Source organism: Paenibacillus sinensis (genome assembly GCF_019904155.1).
GTDB classification, from domain to species: Bacteria; Bacillota; Bacilli; order Paenibacillales; family Paenibacillaceae; genus Paenibacillus_AQ; species Paenibacillus_AQ sinensis.
In genome coordinates this window covers 79,210-100,885 of the sequence record NZ_JAHCMB010000121.1, presented here as the reverse complement: position 1 = coordinate 100,885, position 21,676 = coordinate 79,210, and the positions used below count along the sequence as shown (strand labels likewise).

20 protein-coding genes are annotated in these 21,676 nt (G+C 56.0%); 10 read left to right on the top strand and 10 right to left on the bottom strand.

The genetic code is table 11. The features are described 5' to 3' along the window. Window positions 1–24: 24 nt before the first annotated feature. Complete coding sequence (gene infC, locus KIH86_RS13065; protein ID WP_223085612.1) at window positions 25–522, bottom strand: translation initiation factor IF-3; 498 nt, start codon at window positions 520–522, stop codon at window positions 25–27. A gap of 301 nt (window positions 523–823) precedes the next feature. Next, window positions 824–2,062 (bottom strand): glycosyltransferase family 2 protein, encoded by a 1,239-nt coding sequence (locus KIH86_RS13060; protein ID WP_223085613.1) that lies wholly within the window; start codon window positions 2,060–2,062, stop codon window positions 824–826. Window positions 2,063–2,475: 413 nt separating this feature from the next. On the opposite strand from KIH86_RS13060, the gene KIH86_RS13055 reads away from it, so the two are divergent. Both KIH86_RS13055 and KIH86_RS13050 read left to right on the top strand, forming a co-directional pair. Next, entirely contained in the window at window positions 2,476–3,003 is a 528-nt protein-coding gene (locus KIH86_RS13055; protein WP_223085614.1) for a phosphatase PAP2 family protein, read from the top strand. 103 nt (window positions 3,004–3,106) lie between these two features. Beyond that, the gene (locus tag KIH86_RS13050) at window positions 3,107–4,225 is read left to right on the top strand and encodes an MGDG synthase family glycosyltransferase (protein WP_223085615.1); all 1,119 of its coding nucleotides are present in this window, start codon (window positions 3,107–3,109) and stop codon (window positions 4,223–4,225) included. Between the two features lie 95 nt (window positions 4,226–4,320). Here KIH86_RS13050 and trmB read toward each other — a convergent pair whose 3' ends face one another. Next, window positions 4,321–5,037, bottom strand: coding sequence for a tRNA (guanosine(46)-N7)-methyltransferase TrmB (trmB, locus tag KIH86_RS13045; RefSeq protein WP_223085616.1), 717 nt, complete (start codon window positions 5,035–5,037; stop codon window positions 4,321–4,323). A gap of 241 nt (window positions 5,038–5,278) precedes the next feature. Further along, window positions 5,279–5,461, bottom strand: coding sequence for a hypothetical protein (locus KIH86_RS13040; RefSeq protein WP_223085617.1), 183 nt, complete (start codon window positions 5,459–5,461; stop codon window positions 5,279–5,281). A 414-nt stretch (window positions 5,462–5,875) separates the two neighbouring features. On the opposite strand from KIH86_RS13040, the gene KIH86_RS13035 reads away from it, so the two are divergent. The 4 genes from KIH86_RS13035 (at window position 5,876) to KIH86_RS13020 (ending at window position 9,674) form a co-directional block, all read left to right on the top strand. Further along, window positions 5,876–6,832: a TIGR01212 family radical SAM protein gene (locus KIH86_RS13035; protein ID WP_223085618.1), complete on the top strand. Its 957-nt coding sequence runs from the start codon at window positions 5,876–5,878 to the stop codon at window positions 6,830–6,832. Beyond that, on the top strand, window positions 6,832–7,425 hold the full coding sequence (locus KIH86_RS13030) for a class I SAM-dependent methyltransferase (RefSeq protein WP_223085619.1): 594 nt from the start codon (window positions 6,832–6,834) through the stop codon (window positions 7,423–7,425). The genes KIH86_RS13035 and KIH86_RS13030 overlap by 1 nt, the downstream gene beginning before the upstream one ends. A gap of 167 nt (window positions 7,426–7,592) precedes the next feature. Further along, window positions 7,593–8,561, top strand: a complete 969-nt coding sequence (locus KIH86_RS13025) for a type I phosphomannose isomerase catalytic subunit (RefSeq protein WP_223085620.1) — start codon at window positions 7,593–7,595, stop codon at window positions 8,559–8,561. Window positions 8,562–8,693: 132 nt separating this feature from the next. Next, window positions 8,694–9,674, top strand: a complete 981-nt coding sequence (locus KIH86_RS13020) for an alpha/beta fold hydrolase (protein WP_235775401.1) — start codon at window positions 8,694–8,696, stop codon at window positions 9,672–9,674. Window positions 9,675–9,821: 147 nt separating this feature from the next. On the opposite strand, the gene KIH86_RS13015 is transcribed toward KIH86_RS13020, so the two are convergent. Together KIH86_RS13015 and KIH86_RS13010 are read right to left on the bottom strand one after the other, a co-directional pair. Beyond that, window positions 9,822–10,640: a class I SAM-dependent methyltransferase gene (locus KIH86_RS13015; RefSeq protein ID WP_223085621.1), complete on the bottom strand. Its 819-nt coding sequence runs from the start codon at window positions 10,638–10,640 to the stop codon at window positions 9,822–9,824. Window positions 10,641–10,693: 53 nt separating this feature from the next. Beyond that, entirely contained in the window at window positions 10,694–10,948 is a 255-nt protein-coding gene (locus KIH86_RS13010) for a hypothetical protein (RefSeq protein ID WP_223085622.1), read from the bottom strand. A gap of 183 nt (window positions 10,949–11,131) precedes the next feature. Between KIH86_RS13010 and KIH86_RS13005 the strand changes: the two genes are divergently transcribed. Further along, window positions 11,132–11,986 carry a class I SAM-dependent methyltransferase gene (locus KIH86_RS13005; RefSeq protein ID WP_223085623.1) on the top strand — a complete coding sequence of 285 codons (855 nt, stop codon included), beginning with the start codon at window positions 11,132–11,134 and terminating at the stop codon, window positions 11,984–11,986. A gap of 332 nt (window positions 11,987–12,318) precedes the next feature. On the opposite strand, the gene KIH86_RS13000 is transcribed toward KIH86_RS13005, so the two are convergent. The 4 genes from KIH86_RS13000 to recQ form a co-directional block, all read right to left on the bottom strand. Then, window positions 12,319–12,912, bottom strand: a complete 594-nt coding sequence (locus KIH86_RS13000) for a nucleotidyltransferase family protein (protein ID WP_235775400.1) — start codon at window positions 12,910–12,912, stop codon at window positions 12,319–12,321. Between the two features lie 172 nt (window positions 12,913–13,084). Next, window positions 13,085–13,609 carry a GNAT family N-acetyltransferase gene (locus tag KIH86_RS12995; protein ID WP_223085624.1) on the bottom strand — a complete coding sequence of 175 codons (525 nt, stop codon included), beginning with the start codon at window positions 13,607–13,609 and terminating at the stop codon, window positions 13,085–13,087. Then, on the bottom strand, window positions 13,606–15,669 hold the full coding sequence (locus tag KIH86_RS12990) for a B12-binding domain-containing radical SAM protein (protein ID WP_223085625.1): 2,064 nt from the start codon (window positions 15,667–15,669) through the stop codon (window positions 13,606–13,608). The genes KIH86_RS12995 and KIH86_RS12990 overlap by 4 nt, the downstream gene beginning before the upstream one ends. A 15-nt stretch (window positions 15,670–15,684) precedes the next feature. Further along, complete coding sequence (gene recQ, locus KIH86_RS12985) at window positions 15,685–17,529, bottom strand: DNA helicase RecQ (RefSeq protein ID WP_223085626.1); 1,845 nt, start codon at window positions 17,527–17,529, stop codon at window positions 15,685–15,687. Window positions 17,530–17,703: 174 nt separating this feature from the next. On the opposite strand from recQ, the gene KIH86_RS12980 reads away from it, so the two are divergent. The 3 genes from KIH86_RS12980 to KIH86_RS12970 are packed head-to-tail and all read left to right on the top strand — an operon-like array spanning window position 17,704 to window position 21,642. Further along, a complete protein-coding gene (locus tag KIH86_RS12980; protein WP_223085627.1) occupies window positions 17,704–19,392 on the top strand; it encodes a spore germination protein in 1,689 nt (562 codons plus the stop codon). Then, complete coding sequence (locus KIH86_RS12975; RefSeq protein ID WP_223085628.1) at window positions 19,337–20,431, top strand: GerAB/ArcD/ProY family transporter; 1,095 nt, start codon at window positions 19,337–19,339, stop codon at window positions 20,429–20,431. The genes KIH86_RS12980 and KIH86_RS12975 overlap by 56 nt, the downstream gene beginning before the upstream one ends. Beyond that, a complete protein-coding gene (locus KIH86_RS12970; RefSeq protein WP_235775399.1) occupies window positions 20,428–21,642 on the top strand; it encodes a Ger(x)C family spore germination protein in 1,215 nt (404 codons plus the stop codon). Before KIH86_RS12975 ends, KIH86_RS12970 begins: the two co-directional genes overlap by 4 nt. Window positions 21,643–21,676 lie beyond the last annotated feature (34 nt).

The following is a 21,676-nucleotide window of genomic DNA, read 5'->3' as shown; positions in this document are numbered from 1 at the left end:
TTCCTCCTCGGGAATAATGGTTCTTTAAGAAGATTTCGGCGCCAGGATCATGATCATGCTGCGGCCTTCCAACTTGGGCTGGCGTTCCACAACGGAGATTTCGGCCACTTCCGACTTCACGCGCTCCAGAATTTTTTGACCGATATTCGCATGGGTAATTTCGCGTCCGCGGAAGCGGACGGAACATTTCACCTTGTCGCCTTCATTCAGAAATTTGATCACATTGCGGAACTTCGTCTGATAATCATGTTCCTCAATGTTCGCACGGAACCAGACTTCCTTGATGTCCACGATCTTCTGGTTCTTGCGTGCTTCCTTCTCTTTCTTCTGCTGCTCATAGCGGAACTTGCCGTAATCCATGATGCGGCATACCGGCGGCTTCGCTTGCGGTGCAACGTTGACCAGATCCAGATTCAGATCGATAGCCATCTGCAGCGCTTCGCGGATCGGTTTAATCCCGATTTGTTCTCCTTCCGCACCAACCAAACGGACTTCTTTCGCCCGAATTTCATCATTGATCATATGTTCCTTACTGATAACTCTCCACCTCCGGATCTGAATGGTTCTTTCTTTAACAACAGCTTCTTCCATCAAAAAACGGGCTGTCGGCAATACCGACAACCCGTTTGATCAACGTTCATGAATTAACAGCATTCATAAAGCATTGAGATCAAAACCAGCCGGCCAAAGGCCGTTCAGGTGAGAAGCCGGTGCTTCTGCTTGTAATCTCTAAGTTTAGCGCACTTGAACACTATACACTCTTACTCGATTATTGTCAATCTTTAATTCGGATATTGTTCTCACTTCGATCGGGCAGCCAGTCTTAGCCCTGCTTGCTCTGCACTTCCTCAAGCCGGACGACGCGCGTATGCTTGGTGTGGCTCCACTGCTTGTTGTTCTGGGTGAAGAAAGCATAGAACGTAATCGGATACCAAGAGATCAGGTAGATCGGGAACAGCAGCATGTAGAGATACACCTTCTTGAACTTCACTTTCTCCAGCAGCATCGAGATGAAGAAGGTGAAGACATTCGCGCCGATGGCAGCATAGCTGAGCCAGATCGGCAGATGCCCGTACAGATTCGCGATATGCGGGCCTCCGAGCAGCGAGCTGTCGATCCACATGACCGCAGTCATCAGGAACGTCAGCAGCACAATGTATACATTCACGCCATACAGCGCAAGATCAAACTTCGTGAGGCTGCGCTCTTTCACGCTCTGCCACAATAGCGGGAAGAAATAACGGCGTGCGACGGTGAAGTGACCTTGCATCCACCGCAGTCTCTGTCTGGAAGAAGCCTTGAATGTGAGCGGCTTCTCGTCGAATACCTTGGCGTCGTAATTAAATCTGGGATACACGCCCTTGGAAGCGCTCCGCATCGTGAACTCCAGATCCTCGACCAGACTGGTCGCTCCCCAGCCCATTTCCTTCAGCAGATTCGCCTCGAAGCACATGCCTGTACCACCAAGGAAGTTGGCCATCCCGAGATTGTGGCGGGACAGCTGCCACAGCCGGTTGATATACCAGTATGAGATGCCGTACGCGGCTGTAATCCAGGAATCCTCCGGATTCTTCGTATCGATGTAGCCCTGGATGACCTTGGCTCCGGAGCAGAGATCATTGTTCATTTCAATCAGGAAATCCGTGTGTGCCAGGTTGTCGGCGTCGAACATCACGACGGCGTCGTACTGGCGCGGCATGCTCCACAAGTTCTTGAGCATCCATTCGATCGCATACCCTTTGCCCCGCAGATCCGGGTTAACGCGCACGCAGGCGTTCATGCCGTGCTCGCGGACGATCTTCGCCGTATTGTCCGTACAGTTATCGCAGATAACGAATACATCGTACAGTTCTTTCGGGTAGTTAAGCTGCTTGAGATTCTCCATAAGCGCCCCGACGACTTCTTCTTCGTTATGGGCTGCTACCAGCACCGCAAAGGATTTCTGCGGCGGAAAGTGCTCTTTTTTCTTCTTCTTGCGCAATCCGAACAGCGAGAAGCCGAACTGATAGATGGCGATCAGCGCCAAGACGGCCTGGAGCGATACAAAAATTGCGTCTGTCATGTTCCTGTGATGCCCCCTTTTTTAGGTTCAGGTTCTTTTTTTCTCTGAGCCTTGAGTGTGATGAATGACCCTTTTGATACATGCTTGCACAACGAACGAAGAAATCTTCATACGGTCAGCGCTTATCCGTTTTAATTTGTTTTTAAACGTTTAGTGGTATTTTAATTAGCGTGATTTGATTTAACAATCCGCTTGATTTTCTCTGCTACCATAATAAACGTGGAGAAGCCGCTTGAATCATTGTACGGCTTTGGGCACGTCAAGTCAAAACTGTCATTTTTCGCCTGAAATCGAGCTTTTTCTTGAAATCGTCATATTCGAAAAAGTATGATGAGAGTAGTTATAAAGGCTTAAGCGGGTTATCCTAAATCACGCCGGCAAGTCCGGCGGCCGTTACAGCGGAGGGACCGAATATGAGACCTGGAATAACAAAACTGCTTACAGCGGAGCGCCGCCTGTTTCAATGGATTAACGGACGTCTGCACAACCGCTATCTGAATTTTTTACTCTTTTACCTGACTCATCTGGGCGGCGCCACCGCCACGTTAGGCATCAGCCTTCTCGTCTGGGCTATCGCTCCGGAGACACTCAAGCAGCCGGCCCAGCAGGCTCTGACCGCCATTGTGGTCAGTCATCTTCCCGTCGCCGTCGCCAAAAAAATGTATCCGCGAATCCGGCCTTATCTCGCTCTCCCCGGCACGAATACCTTCCGCAATCCGCTGAAGGACCATTCCTTTCCGTCCGGGCACACGACGGCGGTGTTTGCGGCTACCGTACCTTATATAGCCGCATTTCCTCCCCTTGCATTCGTTCTTCTGCCCGCCGCCGTCCTCGTAGGCTTCTCGCGGATTTACCTCGGGCTGCATTATCCGTCCGACGTTGCCGCCGGCGCGATTATCGGAACCTCGGTTGCGGCCGCAGCGGTTGCATGGTGGATCTAAAACCTGATAACGTTAGTTTAATACAGCTTTAACATTGCCAAAATGAAATGGCTCAACGATTTATGCACAATGCTCACAATTGGGAAACAGGTGAATCACACATATGCACAAACAACGAATACTGCTGCTGTCCGAGGGCTTTGGAGCAGGGCATACCCAGGCGGCCTACGCCCTCTCCAGCAGCCTCCGGAGGCTGTCGCCGAACATACAGACCCGGGTTCTTGAGCCGGGCAACTTCCTTAATCCCCGAATCGGACCGCTGATTCTGTCCGCCTACCGCAAGACGGTGTTAACCCGTCCCAAGCTGATGGGGTATGTATACAAGCATCAGAAATCGTTCAATCGTCTTACCACACTTGCCCTACACCGGCTTTTTTATACCCATATGAAAAATATTATTCAGCAGCTGCGCCCGGATGTCATCGTCTGCACCCATTTCATTCCGAGCGCGGTGATTTCCCGTCTGAAGCGGCTGGACCCTTCCTTTAAGATTATTCCGCTCTGTACGGTCATCACCGATTACGATGCGCATGCCACCTGGATCAGCCGGGATGTGGACCGTTACCTGGTCTCAACCCAGGAAGTAAGAACCAAGCTTCTGCTGAAGGGGGTTGCGCCTGGTAAAATCAGGGTGACGGGCATCCCGGTTCATCCCTCATTCTGGGAACATCCCGGGCGCGAAGAAATTCTGCAGCGGTTCGGACTTAAGGACATGCCAACCGTGCTCGTTATGGGCGGAGGCTGGGGGATTATGAACGACCAGGTGGTGAATCATTTTATCGCGGGCTGGCGGGACCGGATTCAGCTGATTTTTTGCACCGGGCGCAACGAGGATCTGCTGGAGGAGATGCGGGAAGACCCGCGCTTTGACCATCCGAATATCTCCCTTATCGGCTTCACGAAGGAAGTCGACAAGCTGATGGAGGTGTCCGACCTCCTGGTGACGAAGCCGGGAGGCATGACCTGCAGCGAAGGGCTGGCCAAGGGCATTCCGATGCTCTTCTATCATCCGCTTCCCGGCCAGGAGGAAGAGAACAGCCGGTATTTCACCGCGCTTGGGCTCGGCGAGCCAATTCTGTCGCTGGAGGTCGTCGCCAAATGGATGGATAAGCTGCTGAGCGACCGGCCCGGATTCCAGGCCAAGCGCAAGGCTCATCTGGCGAGCATCGCGAAATACAATCCGCAGCAGAGCGCCCAGAGCATTCTGGAGATGCTGAAGTAGCGGCAAGCCATTCCCGGATTCTATCTCGGGTACAATGCAAGAGGGCCTCCGGTTCATCCGGGGCCCTCTTGCGCTGTGTTCGTATTCGCTTTCCCTTACATTCTGTATTTGTCGAGTCTTGACGACTTATAGCGTTCAAGCGCCTCGGCCCCGACAATCGCCTCGCAGCGATTAATCTGAATACCTTGTCCGACAAATTTCGTCTCATATTCGGTCATGACATGATCTTCATTAATAATGCCGCCCGTATGCAGATCCAGGGAAATATTCGTCATCTGCAGCCCGAAATCGGCAAAAGAGTTCAGCGAGAACTCGAACAGGCTGCGCGAATCCGTCTTCAGGTGAATCTCGCCAAGCGGGTTCAGCAGCGTCCGGTACTTCTCCAGGAAGCGGGGATGCGTCAGTCTGCGCCGCGCATGCTTCGTCTTGGGCCACGGATCGCTGAAGTTCAGATAAATTCGCTCAAGCTCTCCAGGGGCGAAGACTTCCTCCGCATAATCGATATTGGCCAGCGCCAGCTTCAAATTGGGCGGCGTGGATTCTCCCTCCGTCTCCCATACGCCCCTTGCTTTCTCCGAAGCGCGCCGGATCAGTTCATCATACATGTCGATTCCAATGAAGTTGACCTCCGGGTATCTGTGGCTCATCCTGCTGATGAACTGTCCCTTTCCCATGCCGAATTCGACATAAATCGGGCGGTCATTGCCAAAGACCTTTGACCACTGTCCCTTATATGATCTGGGATCAAGCACAACCAGATCGGTCTGCTCCTCCAGATTCTCTCTGATTCCTTTTCTACCGCGTAAACGCATGCCGACTCCTTTCGCCTTCAGGCCATCCAATCATAACACCATGCAATATTGTGCCTAATTTACCCCAAAAAGTAAAGACAAATGATGGGGGCGCGGAGCCATTCCAAAGGATTCGGGGCATTTGCAGGAAAAAGAAAGAAAAAAGGAATTTCCCAAGACCACACCCGGAAGCCGGGGGGTCTTGCGGAAATTCCTTCTCTGTTGGATTGGAATTGGGGTCCCTATTTCAACAGATTATAGTCTATCTTGCTTCGTTATGAAAATCAAATGTCTTCTCGAAGGCGTTGCGAATCTTCCGCTGGGCTTCGGTCTTGATCTTTGGATTGCCTTTAAATTCCACTCCTGTAAGAGCAAGCGCTTCATCTGGAGTCAGCTGAACATCGATTGGACCTTTGCCTACAGGGTTGACAGTTTGAGAATTCATGTAAATATCACCTCACGGTTATAGTATGGACCGGACGACAGGAGATTATGAATTCAGTTCATTTCAGGGATTTGAATCAATCAATTTCTAATTAAAATATAACACGTCGTGTAAGTAATTTCAAGCGCAATCTATCGGACTGCAGCCCTATTTTTTCAAAAAAATCAGCTGGACAACCGTTCAAAAACCGCTTGGCGGTGCGGATTCGGTCCTTTCATATGAAGCGATTATTTTTTAGGACAACCGCTTAGCATCTTGATGTTACGCTGGCCAGTTTTTTTTGATACAATGGACACGATCATTTATTACTTGCTTGAGCATTTTGCATAAATCCATGAAACAATTTCAAGCCAACAACATCAAGCGTTTATTCAAAGCATGCAAAATGCTGGCTTACAAAAAAAGGAGACATCCATGACTACACTCCAATTTCCTTCCTCCGCGCCGCTGTGGGGAGATAAACGGTTTCACACCTGGAACTACGAAATGCGCGAGATGTTCGGGGAAAAGGTGTTCAAAGTCATGCTGGACGCCGGGTTCACCTGCCCCAACCGGGACGGCACGATCGCCAAGGGCGGCTGCACCTTCTGCAGCGCGCGGGGTTCGGGCGATTTTGCGGGAAGACGCCGCGACGATCTGGTCACCCAGTTCAACAGCGTCCGCGACCGCCAGCATCTGAAATGGCCAAACGCTAAATATATCGGCTACTTTCAGGCCTATACTAACACGTATGCTCCCGTCGAGGAGCTGCGGGAATATTTCGAAGTCATTCTGGAGCAGCCCGGAGTCGTTGGACTGTCCATTGCCACCCGCCCCGACTGTCTGCCCGATGATGTAGTGGACTATCTGGCCGATTTAAACCGCAGAACGTATCTGTGGGTCGAGATGGGGCTTCAGACCATTCATGAGTCCACTTCCGTTCTTATTAATAGGGCGCATGATACGGACTGCTACCGCGAGGCAGTGACCAAGCTTCGCAGTCGGGGCATCCGCGTCTGCACCCATATCATTCATGGCCTCCCGCAAGAGACCCATGAAATGATGCTTGAGACCGTATCCGCTGTCTCGCAAATGGATGTGCAAGGGATTAAAATCCATCTGCTTCATCTGATGCGCAAGACGCCGATGGTCAAGCAATACGAGGCCGGCTTGCTTCGCTTCCTGGAACAGGACGAGTACGTCAAGCTGATCGCCGATTCGCTGGAAATGCTGCCGCCGGACATGATTGTTCATCGGCTGACAGGCGATGCGCCGCGCGACCTGCTGATCGGCCCGATGTGGAGCCTCAAGAAGTGGGAAGTGCTGAATGCCATCGATGACGAACTGGCGCGCAGGGATACCTGGCAGGGCAAGTACTGGAGAAAGCGCTGATGGGATTTCTCTCTGTGCTCAGTTTTGCCCACAAGCTGGTGGAAGAACGCCTCGGCTCAGGAGGCCGCGCCATTGACGGCACGGTAGGAACAGGAGCGGATACCCTGTTCCTGGCCAGAGCGGCGGGACCGAAGGGCGAGGTATACGGCTTCGACATTCAGAGCGAAGCGCTGCGAAGCGCCGAAGAACGCCTGCGGCAGGCCCGGGAGGAAGGAGCCGGACTGGCTCCCTCCACTCTGCTGCTGGAGAGCCACGCCGCCATGAAGGAAGTTCTGCCTTCTTCCTGGGAGGGAAACGTGGACGCCGTGATGTTCAATTTCGGTTATTATCCGGGCGAAGGATCGGACAAGAGCATCATTACGCTGCCGGACAGCTCCGTGGCCGCGCTTGCGGTATCGCTGGACATGCTGCGTCCGGGCGGAATCATCACCGCTGTTCTCTATCCGGGACATCCTGGCGGTGAACTGGAGGCTGCGGCAGTTCAAGACTGGGCCTCCTCCCTGCCTCAGCGATCGGCCGGCGCTATCGTGTACCGCCAGCTGCAGCGGAGCAACGCTCCTTATGTAGTCGCTGTGGAGAAAAAGAAGGGCTGAGCGCCGTGCCGTGAGTCATCTCGGTCCGGCCTGTCAGCTTCCGCATCATACGACTTAACATTTCCCCGTTCAACAAGAGAGGTTCTTGGCTGCTAGACCAGATAGGAGCCTTTCTTTTTGATATACAAAGAACATTTGAAATCCGAAACGGAGAGGAAGAAGAAATCATGACGAAACCTTACCCATTGAAGTTTCAACCTGAATTCAAGGAACGGGTCTGGGGCGGCAGAGCCCTGGAGAATTTCGGTCTCAATCTGCCTGAGGGCCATATCGGCGAAGGCTGGATGATCGCCGACCATCCGAATGGTGTATCATCCGTTGTCAACGGCGAGCTGGCCGGCCTTGGACTGGACCAGATCCGCGAGCGCTTCGGCCGCGAATGGTTCGGCAGCAAAGGCTTCTCTGAAGACGGAGCCCGCTTCCCGCTGCTCATCAAGCTGTTGGACTGCAACGACAATCTGTCCGTCCAGGTTCACCCTACGGACGATTATGAAGGTCTGCCGAAGGGCGAGCTGGGCAAGACTGAAATGTGGTATGTGCTCGACGCGAAGCCGGATGCCAAGATTATCTACGGCCTGAAGGAAGGCGTGAACCGCGACAGCCTGGCTAAATCGCTGGAAGACGGCTCTGTGATGGATCTCCTGCAAGAAGTTCCGGTATCCGCAGGCGACACTTTCTACATTCCGGCCGGTACGGTCCATGCGCTGTGCGCAGGCGTCGTCGTGGCTGAAATCCAGCAGAACTCCGACACTACATACCGGATCTATGATTATAATCGTCCGGGACTGGATGGCAAGCCTCGCGAGCTGCACATCGAGGACTCCCTGAACGTAACGGCTTATGAAGGTGCCGGCGCGACTTCCATGAAGACGGATGGCGCCGTGCCTGGACAGTGGCTTGAGCTGGCCCGCTCTCCATATTTTATCGTGGAAAAAGGCATCGTGAACGGCGAATGGAAGCTTGAGGCCGACAAGGATAGCTTCACCGTGCTTGTCATCTGCGAAGGCAGCGGCCACCTCGTATGGGAAGGCGGCTCCCAGCCGTATGCAGCGGGCGAATGCTACCTGCTTCCGGCAACGCTTGGCTCCTATTCCATCGAAGGACATGCCACGCTGCTTCGCTCATACCTGCCTTAAACCTTAAGGCGGGAGCTTGACCAGGTAAAATCCGAGGTATCCTGAGATTGGATTCGGTCAAGTACTGGGACAAATAATACTCAAGGCAGGGACGCCGGCATCGCCGCCCATGCCTGCACAGGAGGAAGAACCGTGAGGGAGCAGCCCTTTACCATGACGGACCCTGTGGGCGTAGCCGTACATGTGTATGTATGGCTTCCCGATGCAGGCGCCCCTGTCCGGGGAATCGTTCAGATTGCGCATGGCATGTGCGAGACAGCGGCGCGCTACGCTGAAACAGCGGAACGCCTTACCAGGACCGGATATGCCGTATATGCCGGCGATCACCGTGGTCATGGCCTGACCGCCGGCGAAATCACAATGCTCGGCGATGCGGGCCGGGACGGGTTCTACTGGATGGTCCGCAACATGCTTCAGATTGCCGGAATCGCCACACAGCGCCATCCGGGTCTTCCCCTGTTCCTGCTCGGACACAGCATGGGCTCCTTTCTGTCGCAGAAGGTGATGTGCAGCCCCGGAAGCCGGTATTACAGCGGCTTCCTGCTGACCGGAAGCAACGGACCGCGCGGCCTGCTGCGATTCGGAGAATCTCTGGCCAGAGCCCAGGCTGCGCTGTCCGGGGAACTGCATCGGAGCTTCCTGCTGAACACGATCGTGTTCGGCGGCAATAACCGGGCGCTCCCGAAGGCGCGCACCTCCTTCGACTGGCTCAGCAGCGATCCTGAGGAGGTGGACCGCTTCATCTCCGATCCGTTCTGCGGCGCCATCTGCACGACCCGGTTCTTCCGGGACTTCTTCCGGCTGCTGCGGAACATACATGACTCCGCCACACTGAAGGGATTATGCAGGGACAAGCCTGTATACCTGTTCTCCGGAACCGAGGACCCTGTCGGCTTCAATGGAAATGGCGTCCACCGGCTCGCCGGGCTGTACCGGGAGTGCGGCATCACCGATGTCGAATTGAAGCTGTACGAAGGCGGACGTCATGAGGTTCTGCACGAGGTCAACCGTTCACAGGTCATCGGGGACATGCTGGATTGGCTGGCACGGCATCTGCCGAAGGGCCGGGGCTTGCTCCGTGTACCGAATGAAGATGAAGCCGTTCAGGACTGAAGCGAAATGAGAATCGCCTTGTAATATGGCGTTTTCGAAGGCGAGGACGGAAAATGGCATGCGATGCGCCAATACCGGGCTGCCGCATAATGAGTAAAGACAGGTTCCGCTATGGAGCCTGTCTTTTTGTGTTTGGATTATTTTGAATCATGCCCTTCCAACCTGTTCTCCCGGCTTCCGGCCAATGAAGAGTCCATGATTGCTGATTCCGAGAATCGACGGCTCCGAGCAGGTTCTCAGGTGGTACGCCATCCAGAGACCGAATTCCTTCTCGTCCAGCCCGTTCACCCGTTCCTCCAGAATAACGCCGATTCCGTCGGTTCCCGCATGCTCCAGCTTGACTACGCCATGCCGGTCCATCAAATCCTCGATCTCCTGCGGAGAATGAAAATAAGCGTCCGTCCAGAAGCAATCTTCATCCGCCGCGCTGATCCTTCCCTGGTCCAGCAGTCTCTCCATCCAGCTTTCCTTAAGAAACCGACGGTCATTCTGGACCAGATAGGGAAAAATGAAGAATTTATTGACATAAGCCGCCGCCAGGATGCCTCCCGGCTTCAGTACTCGCAAGGCTTCGCTTAGGCATCGATTCTGAAGCGCAGTTTCCGTCAAATGATACAGCGGGCCCAGGCACAATACGGCGTCAAAGCTGCCATCCTCAAAATCAGACAGATCCAGGGCATCCGCTATCCGGGCGCTCATATCCGTATAGCCCCCTGACCGGATTCGATCCGAAATGACCTCCACATGTCGGGGCGTCAAATCGGTCGAGACAACCGCGTTTCCCTTATCCGCGTAATAGAACGAATAAGCGCCCGTTCCGGCGCCAAGGTCCAATAAGGCGTGAGCCGGGATGAGGTAACGATCCAGCAGATGCGTTGTCGTCAAAAACTCCAGTTTACCGGAATGATCCCGTTTCAGCCGGGCGTCTTCATCATATTGTTCATAATAATCAGTTACCGGATTCAAGATTGCACATCCTCTCCATGCTAGAGTCGCGATCCGGGCCGGCGGTCCCGGGCTTATTTGCTTTTGTGGCGTCTCACCCGCTTCGCCTTCCGGCGGCGAATCCGGATCACGCAAACCCGGCTGGCGGTATGATAGACGAGCTTGCCTGGTCCCGCCTCACTCCATTCGGCGGAGACATCCCGCTCCGCGACCGGACGAATCGGCTCGACTTCCTCGATCACTCTCCGGGTTCCCTGCTGATGGAAGGTAAGGACGGAGAACAACATATATTGGTTGGGATACAGCTCTCGCAATTCTTCCCATTTCATTTCGGCCAACTCCCTGCGCGATGCCGGCATCAGACAGGCCGGCGGCCTGCCCGGTCACGGATTTTTGTTGAAGACAGTGTATCACGTTTCCACCAATCTTAATAGGATGAGCCTTGGTGAATGTAAGAACTGACACAGCAGGTAGTATGACTTGCAGGTAAGCTCTGGATAAGGAGGAATCGTATGGAGAAAGAGAATAACGACTTGAGGCAGATTGCGGATTATTATGATGCGGGGGCTGAAGTAGGGCGTCTCCGCAGAGGGATTGGCGTGATCGAATGGGAGCGCAGCAGGGAGATTATTTCGCGCTATTTGCCGAAGGATACCATAACGATCTATGACATTGGGGGCGGAATCGGCGAGTATTCAAGATGGCTGGCGGGGCTTGGTCATGAAGTTCATTTATTCGACCTTTCCTCCGCTTCCGTCGCTTATGCGCAGGATCTCCAGAAGACGGAAAGCTCCCCTCGGCTGGCTTCTATCGAGCAAGCAGACGGGCGAACGATTAACCGTCCCTCCGAAAGCGCCGATATTGTGCTGCTGATGGGACCGCTCTACCATTTACCGGACCGGGAGGAGCGCCTGGCCGCGCTGAAGGAAGCGTTCAGACTGCTGAAGCCCGGCGGAATTTTGCTGGCAGCGTCGATCTCCCGATTCAGTTCCACCCTTTGGGGCCTGTCCGTATACGGTCAAAAAAATGAGGTGCTGGAGGAAGCGTCCTTCCGCTCGATGATCGGACGCGAGCTGGCTGAGGGCCAGCATATCCGGCCAGAGGAATACCCAGGCTTCATTGCCAGAGCTTTCTTCCATCTGCCGGAGGAGATGAGGGAAGAAATCAGGAACGCCGGCTTTGAGGAACCGGAGCTATTTGCGGTCGAAGGGCCGCTCTGGATTGTGCCGGCTCTGGAGGATAAATGGAACGAGCCGGACAGCCGGAAGATGCTGCTGGAGCTGGGTTCCGCGCTTGAGACACAGGAAAATCTGCTCGGCATGAGTCCGCATCTGCTGGCGGCAGCGCGGAAAGGACGGAGCGCTTAGGATGAAACATCTCATACCGGAAGCAAGGCGGAAGGCATAATTGAATATGCAATCCGGATGGCTTCGGCTTCCCGCGTGCGGCCAGCTTAGAGAAGTGGCCCCGGATAACTCAGGATCAGAATGACTCCGGATCAGGGTGACTCAGGAACAGGGTGACTCAGGGCAGGATGGTCCAGGGATAGAGCAACTCAAGATCTGGATAGCTCATGGTAAGTATGACACTGGGTCCGGATGAGTTAGGATCTGGATGTCTCTGGTCCGGATGACTCAGGACAGGATGACTCAGGACCGGGATGACTCAGGATCGGGATGACTCACTGTCCGGCGGCGAGCTAGTCATCCCAGGGCAGAACGACAAGCTCCGGCCAAAGCCTGCTCCATTTCACCGCCTTGGCGAGATAGGCCTCTCTCGTCACGAGCCTCCGGTTCGGCCTGACCGTAAGCGAGAAGAGATCGGCGAGCCCGAAGGGAGCGCATACGCTCCAGCTTCCGTCCGGCTCCAGCCGTGCGCCCAGCGACGAAGCGGGCGTCGGCCAACTGGCGACCACTTCCTCGAGCGAGGTGTAAGGAGCAAGCGGGACACCGAATTTCTCGGGATACCACAGGTGCACGCGGGCCTGATTCTTAACGTCAACCGGAACGGATAGCCCGGCGAAATGCGACCTCGCTGCTCTCACCATCTCATTCTCAGCCTCATAACCGGTATCCGAAGCATCAAAATAAACATAATCGATGTCCGAAATACCGTACAGCGGCGGCCGGCCCGTGAGCCGGTTCCAGACCGTCTGCATCAAACAGCCCGCTCCGATATAATACGGATGCGGGCTAAAGTCCGCCGCATGCCGGAACAGCGGCATTAGGAAAGAACTCTCTTCGAATATACCGCTTAACCGCTCAAGATGCCGGACTTCATTGACTTCATGCATCGCATTTCCCTCCATATTTCCTCGTGGGGACGATCAGGGCAGATTGGGGAGTTTGGGACCGATCGAGCGATTGGCACAGACCCGATCGATTTGCACAGATTGGATGATTAGTGACTATTGGGGCCACTAAAGACCATTGATCCGATCAGGTCAGATTGGAATGGTTGGGAGATCAAAGATCCGATTCGGGCCGCGCGGACGGCGGCTGCAGATCATAACGAAGCAGCTTCTGCATCCCTTTGGCCCCCATACGCCGCAGGCCCGTATCATGGAAGCCGGAGGCCAGATACAGCCGCTCCGCCTTTCCGTTCCGCTCGTTCACGAGCAGCACGATCTCCTCCGTGCCCGGATGATAACGCCCCACATAATCAGGCAGCAGCGCCATGGATGCCCTGCCGTATCCCCGGCCCTGGCTGGCCTCGTCAATCAGGTAAGCCCGCAGCAGCAAGGCGCGGCGGTTCCCGCTGTAGATGTCCCTGATTCCGTCCCATCCGTGGAGGACGAAGAAGCCTACCGGCGCCTCGCCGCAGATCACCACAACCGGGTTCCGGTGATCGTCTTGAAGCGCCGTATCCAGCGTCTCCGCCGGCATGCCGGTGAAGACCTCCTGCTCCTGCGGGAGCGTGAAGGCGAGCAGACCTTCACGATGCTTGGCGCGGTACGGAGTCAGCGCCACCGGCACCACCGGCCCGCTCACGTCGCGCGGGCCTCCGCCCCAGCGCTTCCGCCGCCTTCGGCCTGGCGGAAGCCCATCTTGGCCGCGGCATCGCCGGCCAAGGACTCCAGCGGCAGGCCGTACACGACCGGCCTGCCGTCCTCCTCCTGCTGGTACAGCACCAGCAGGAGCGTGTCCCCGGCGGCCGAAGCCTGCACGCGGCCGCCGTCAGATCCAGCCGCGCCGGTAGCGGCTGGGCCGGTTGCGGCGGGTGCTCCGCCCGCCGCGGGAACGCCGCCGAGGGAAGCCAGCACCTCGGCGAGCGGGAACGGCAGCAGCTCCAGCGCGGCGAACTTCTGCAGCTCGCGCTCGCCCGGCAGCGCGGTCCGGGGTGCAGCCGTTCCCGGAGCTGCGCTCTGCCGGTCCGCCTTGGCTCCAGCCCCCGGTGCCAAGGTCCCCGCCGCAGGGCTGCCCGGGTGCGCAGCCAGAGGCTCCGCTTCTGCGCCTCCGGCCGTTCCCGCCTTGCCGCTGCCCGCCAGCGGCGCGCCAAGCAGCTCCGGCCGCTCGGCGATCAGGCGGAGCCAGCGGCCCCATTCGCCCTTGCCCAAGGCCGGCTCCCACCAGATTTTGCGCGGCTTGTATTTATGGCCGAGCAGATAGTCCAGCTTCATGAGGCCGGTAACGATCTCCATTCCCGGCGTGTTCCGCTGTAGCAGGAAGCCGTAGAGACGGGAGAACAGATCCTCAAGCTGATGGCCGATCCGCTGCCAGCCCTGCTCCTCCCAGTAATTGCCGAACTCCTGGAAGAAATCAAAAGGCGAGTCAAAAACATACCGCAGCAAATACTTGACGGTATGGTCCATCCGGTGGCTGTTCCAATATTTCTCCAGCACATCCTCCAGCCTTTTCAGACGGATAATATCCGAGAACGGCATCACATGGCTGCTCAAAATTTCGTAAGGTGCATGCTCCATATAGACATAATCGTACTTGGCAGCCTGGGCGCGCAGTCCGGTGCCGCGCAGCATTTTAAGAAATCCGAGCTGCAATTCCTCCGGCTCCATGGCGAAGACGTCGTTGAACGTTTTGCGGAAGGTGTCATAATCCTCCATGGGCAGCCCCGCGATGAGATCGAGATGCTGGTCAATATTGCCGCACTCCTTGATCTTCATGACCGTGCGGGACAGCTTGGCAAAATTCTGGCGGCGCTTCACAAGCTCATTCGTCTCATCATTGGTGGACTGCACGCCGATTTCGAAGCGAAAAATGCCGGGAGGCGCGTTCTCCGCCAGAAAATCCAGCACCTCGGGACGCATGATATCTGCGGTAATTTCGAACTGGAAGACGCAGCCGCCGTGATTGTCGATCAGGAAACGGAACATTTCCAGGGCGTAGCTCCGGTTGATGTTGAAGGTCCGGTCCAGGAACTTGATCGTCCTCGCCCCGTTCGAGATCAGGTACAGAATATCCGACTTCACCCGCTCGATATCGTAATAGCGCACGCCCACCTCGACGCTCGACAAGCAGAATTGGCAATTGAAAGGGCAGCCGCGGCTGGTCTCGAAATAGACGATTCTTTTGCTTAAATCCGGAACATCCTCGGGAAAACGGTGCGGACTCGGCAGCGTGTTCAAATCGCTCTTGGGACGCGGCGGATTGACGACTGCTTCCTCTCCTTTACGATAGGCCGCTCCGAATACAAAATGAAAACGCCGTTCATCCCGCAGCTCCTGCAGCAGGTGGTGGAACGTCTCTTCCCCGTCGCCGCAGATAATAAAATCGATTCCCGGCTCCCGGTTCATGAAGTGCAGCGGCTCATACGAGACCTCGGGTCCGCCCAGAATAATCGTGACTTCCGGCATGATTTTCTTGAGCATACCAACCAGCTTCAGCGTCTCCTCGATATTCCAGATGTAGCAGGAGAAGCCGATAACATCCGGAGCTTTCTGGAACAGGTCGGAGACGATATTCAAGGCCGGGTCCTTGATCGTGTATTCCGCCAGGGTGATATCGAATTCATGCCGGCTGTATGCCTTAAGCAGACGGATGGCCAGCGAGGTGTGGATGTACTTGGCGTTCAGTGTGGCGAGAACGATCTTCATGCTGTCAGAACCCCTTTACCCTTCATTGGAATAGGAATCGCTTTGAAAAAACTCCAGAAACGCCTTGCCGTATTTCCGGTATTTAACCTCACCGACACCCTTCACCGACATCATTTCTTCTTCGGTTTGAGGGGCGGCGACGCTCATCTCGCGAAGCGTTGCATCGTTGAAAATAATGTAAGACGGCACATGCTCCCGCCCCGCCAGCTCGCGGCGGATAAGACGCAGCTGCTCGAACACCGTCTCGTTGACGGCCGACGGCGAGTAGTCGCGGGCGCGGCTGCGGTCCCGGGACGAGCCGCCGGTCTTGGAAGCCCGGGCCGCCCGCTGTAACACTTCGCGCTGGCCGCGCAGCACCTCGGCGGCAGGCTGCTGCAGCCGCACTACCGGATACTGGCCTTCGGACAGGGCCAGATAGCCCTCGGAGATCAGCACGTTGACGATTTCCGTAATCTCCTTCTCCGTGCGGCCGGACATGGCGCCATGGGTCGGCAGCTTATCGAAGCCGTATTGCAGCACCTTCTGGCTGCGCGATCCTTTCAATACGGATGCGACAAGCGCGACGCCGAACCGCTCTCTCATCCGGTGGATGCAGGAGAAGATCTTCTGCGCATCAACTGTAATGTCGATCAGCTCCCGGTCATCCGTACAGGAGCTGCAAATGCCGCAGGGCTTGTCTTCATGGGCTTCACCGAAATAATCGAGCATTGCGCTGCGCAGGCAGCGGGTCGTGTAGCAGTAATCGATCATCTGCTGAAGCTTGCGGTAATCATTCGCCTTCCGCTCCGAGTCCTGCGGGTTCTGCTCAATCAGGAATTTCTGGGTCATGATGTCCTGCGCGCTGAAGAGCAGAATGCATTCGCTCGGCTCACCATCGCGGCCCGCACGGCCCGCTTCCTGGACGTAGGCCTCCATATTCTTCGGCATGTTGTAGTGAATGACGAACCGCACATTCGATTTGTCGATCCCCATGCCGAAGGCATTGGTGGCGACCATCACGCGGATGTCGTCGTACAGGAACGCCTCCTGGCTCTCCGCCCGCTCCTCGTCGCTCATTCCGGCATGATAGCGGCCCGCCGCAAAGCCGGCGCTGCGAAGCCGCTGGTACAGATCGTCCACCTCTTTGCGGGTAGCCGCGTACACGATGCCCGGCTCATGACCATGCGCCGCCGCATATTGAAGGACAAAGTCCTTCTTGCTCTCCCCGCGCAGCACGGACATCGCCAGATTGTCCCGGCCAAGTCCCGTGACGAACACGCCGGGGTCCTGCAGCCGAAGCAGCCGGGTCATGTCCTCCATGACCTCGGGTGTCGCGGTCGCCGTGAAAGCCGCGAGGATCGGCCGGTTCGGCAGTTCCTCTACGAACGGCGACACCGCCAGATAGCTGGTGCGGAAGTCGTGGCCCCATTGCGAGACGCAGTGAGCCTCGTCCACCGCGACGCAGGCAAGCGGCAGCTCCGCCATTTCCAGGCGGAACCAGTCCAGCTCCAGCCGCTCGGGGGCGACGTAGAGCAGCTTCAGCTCGCCGCGCCGGGCGGCGCGGATGCGGTCATTAACCTCCTTGCCGCTCAGCGTGCTGTTGATGTAGGCGGCGGGAATGCCCGCCGTAGTGAGCGCATCGACCTGGTCCTTCATCAGGGAGATGAGCGGCGAGACAACGAGCGTCATGCCCGGCAGCAGCATCGCCGGAACCTGATAACAGATCGACTTCCCGCCGCCGGTTGGCATGATGCCAAGTGTATCCCGCCCTTCCAGAAGACTCGCGACAATCTTCTTCTGGCCTTCCCGGAAATCCGGGTAGCCGTAATATTTCTGCAGCACCTGCTGCGCTTGTTCCATCGTTAGTTCCTGCGTATTCATAGGTCATAGACTCCTTACAAGCTTTCTATCTCCAGTGTACCGGACTTTGCAGCGGAGGGGCAACCGCCATAAGGACAAAAAGGGCGATTCCGGGGGCTATCGATTTCAGGAGCGTACATAAAGTGCCCCTATGCGGCGAACAATGAATTTACAAGACCTGCAAGGAGGCAAGGTATGGGAAGCTGGACACAACAATACGAAGCTTATAAAAAGAAGCAGTCCGGCAACCAGGCAGGCCTCCCTGGCTTAAGCGGACCTAAAGGGGACGGCAGCCACGCGGAGACACAACCGATCAGCCCTGTTCTCCAGGACAATCTGGACATGCTGCAATCCTTGCTCGGCGACAATGGGGATTTCGTCATCCGTTCGTTTCAGCTCTTCGGCCGGCATGAGGCGGCGCTGGCGTTCTATTCCTCCATCGTCGACAAAGCCAATCTGCTGGAGCATCTGTTGAAGCCGCTTATGCGCGAGAACTGGCCTGCAGGGCAGGACGAAGACGGCCCAAGTGACCTGATGGAACTGATTTGGAGCCGGGTCACCCAGCTGACCAAGGCTTCTACAATCAAGAGTCTCCCCGAATTGCTGACCGCTGTGTCCCAGGGCTGCGTCGTCCTGCTAGCCGACACAGCCGCTGAGGGACTTGCGTTCGATTTGCGGAGCATCGAGAAGCGCGGAATCGAACAGCCGCAGACCGAGCAGGTAATCCGCGGCGCCCGGGAAGGGTTCATTGAGGACCTGGAGACCAATCTGTCGCTGCTCCGGAGACGTCTGCAGACCGCCGATTTAAAAACGGTCATCAATCCGATCGGCCGGCGGACGGCTTCCCGGGTTGCGCTCTGTTATCTGGACGGAATTGCAAACCCGGGTTTGATCGACGAAGTGATGAAGAGGCTATCCGACATCGACATAGACGGCGTCATTGAATCGGGATATCTGGAACAGTTCATGGAGGAATATCCGCTGTCTCCGTTCCCCCAGATCCAGAATACGGAGCGTCCTGACAAGACAACATCCGCTCTGCTGGAAGGAAGAGCCGCCATCCTCGTGGACGGTTCTCCATTCGCCCTGCTCGTCCCGGCGCTGTTCAACCAGTTTTTCCAGACGGTAGACGATTATTCGGAACGCTTCATCATCGCAGGCCTGATCCGGTTCATCCGTGTAGCTGCCTTGTTCTTCTCCCTGTTCTTCCCATCGCTTTATGTCTCCGTCATTTCGTTCAATCCGGAGCTGATTCCCACGAATTTCGCCGTAGCCATTTCAGGAGGCAGGGCCGGCGTGCCTTTCCCGGCGGTTCTGGAAGTGCTGATCATGGAAATTTCAATGGAGGTGCTGCGGGAGGCAACCATCCGCATGCCGCAGATGGTCGGCGGAGCTCTGTCCATTGTCGGGGTGCTGGTTATTGGCCAAGCCGCCGTTTCGGCCGGATTGTCCAGTCCCATCACCGTAGTCATCGTCGCACTGACCACGGTCGGCTCTTTCGCCACCCCTGCCTATAACGCGGCCATCTCGCTCCGCATGCTGAGGTTCCCGCTTGTCATTCTGGCCGGAACATTCGGGCTGTACGGTGTAATGGTCGGCACTATTATGATTATTAACCATCTGCTGTACCTGGAATCGTTCGGTGTGCCCTACATGACACCGTTCGTCTTCGGCAAATGGCGGGATTTCAAGGATACGGTTATCCGGGCGCCGTTGTGGTGGATTAAGAAACGCCCCAGCTTTCTGAACCCTCCGGACATGACCAAGCTCCGCCAAGGCACAACCAAGCAGATGTGGGACCGAATCTTCAGCCAGAAAGGTGAATGGTATGAGTCACATCCCGCGCCAGATCACGACACTCCGGGCGACGAGCGTCATCATTAGCACGGTAATCGGAGTCAACATCCTCAGCTTCCCCCGATATATGGCCAACGCCGGGGGAAGCGGTGCTCCGCTGGTCGCCATAGGAGGAACCGCTCTCGCCTTTATCGGTCTGCTTCCCTCCGTGCTGCTCTGCCAGCGGTTTCCGAGAGAGAATCTCTTTCTCTTCAGCCGCAGGCTGATCGGCCGGGTCCCGGCGGATCTGCTGACGGCTGTCGTCTGTCTTCTCTTTCTCGTGGTCACTGCTCTGACCGCCCGGCAGTTCGGTGAGGTCGCACTGATCGTGCTGTTCCGGAAGACGCCTATCGAGGCCGTAATTCTTATTCTGCTCCTGCTCTGTCTCTTCGCTTCCCGGAGAGGTGTGATCAAGTTCGCCCAGATTCATTTTTTCTATCTGCCGCTGATTATTCTTCCTTTAGCGGGCATCATTCTTGCCTCTCTCCGCGATATTGATCACCTCAATCTGCTGCCGGTCATAAGCGGGAACGCCCATAGCTTCTTCAAGGGATCAGTGGCTGCCAGCAGCCTGTACCAGAGCTCGTTCATCTTCATTCTCCTGATCCCGTTCATGAAGCGTCCCCGGCGTACCCTTGGCGTCATGTCGGCCGCTGTAGGCACTATCGGTATCCTGTATGCGCTGATTGCCGCATCAGTCGTCGGAATGTTCGGCGCCGAAGAGACAAAGCTGCTGTTCTATCCGACGCTGGAGGCCGCCCGATCTACCAGCATAGGCGGCAATGTGCTGGAGCGGCTGGATGCCCTATTCATCATCATATGGGTATTTTCCGTCTTCACCTCCGCATACAGCACGTTCTATTTGTCTGTCTATTCGCTTCGGACACTGCTATCGCTGCGGGATCAGCGGTCGGCAGGCAGCTTTCTTCTGCCGGTAGTCTTCCTGCTCTCCCTTGTTCCCAAGAACATCTTCGAAACCTACAGCGCCGCCTACAGTATCGCACTTGCCAATCTGTACATCATGATCTACCCTCTTGTTCTTTATGTTGTGGCTGTTGTCCGCAAAAAAAGGGGAACACCGCAATGAGCAGGACCATGTGGAAGCTGGCCGTACCGGGGTTTCTCTTTGTCGTTCTTTCCCTTCTGCTAACCGGGTGCTGGGACGAGCAGAGCATCGAAGAACGCGCTCTGGTGCTTGGACTTGCGATCGATGAGGTACAGGACACGAACACCAAAGCCGAACTGAAGACGACGCATCTCGACAACCAGCCGGGTCAGCATATGCTGCATATCACAGCCCAGATCGCCGTTCCCGGCAGAGTTCCGCTCGGTCCGGGCTCTGAAGGGGGCGGCGACAGCGGGAATCCGGTATGGGTTGTCAGTGCCGACGGCCATTCGCTGGATGACTGCCTCAATAATCTTCAGCAAAAACTGGCCGAGCCCCGGTATCTGATCCATCTTCGGATCATAGTCATCAGCGAGGATTTCGCCCGGCATGGGCTGGATGAGATTAACGATTATCTTCGCCGCAATCCGGAAGTCCGGCGCAGAACGTGGCTGCTCGTTACAGGCCAGAAAGCCGAGAACTTCATGAAGGTCCAGCCTCCTCTGCAGCGCGTGCCTACCCTGTATATTTTGTCGATGATGGACAGAGCCGTCGATAGCGGGAAATTTCCGCAGGATTTCATCGGAGACTTCTGGTCTGCGGAATCCAAATGGGGCCGGGACGGGTTTCTGCCATACGTCTCGATCCGCAACAAAGAGAATATTACCATCGACGGACTGGCCTACTTCAGCAAAGGCAAACTGGCCGGAACGACACAGCCGCTCGACATCGGCGCGTACATGGCTTTTCAGGGGATCGATCCCGGCGGATATTCCGTACTGTTCAAGACGGGTAAATACGGTGATGTGATGAGCCGCACCATTTCCCGGCATTCGAGGAAACGAACCGTGATCCGAAACGGGAAGCCGCATGTGATCTGCGACATCGATCTGGAAGGCGATTTGGACGAGCACTATCACGCAAGCAAGGCGATCAGTACATCGGCCGATCTTCATGCACTCGAGAAGGAATTCGAGCAGGACACGGAACAAATTCTGCGCCTGCTGTTCGAGCAGACCCAACAGGACCGGTCCGATATTTTTGGCATAGGCGAATGCGTAAGGGCGCATCATCAGTCTTACTGGAAGAAGAATGTGCACAGCAAATGGGACTGGGAGGAACTGTATCCGACTGTAAGTGTCGAGTTACGCATCAGACTGACGATACGCAGAGTGGGGCTCAAAGATACGTAAGCCGGCATCCGGTGCCGGCAGGAGGGACGGCTGC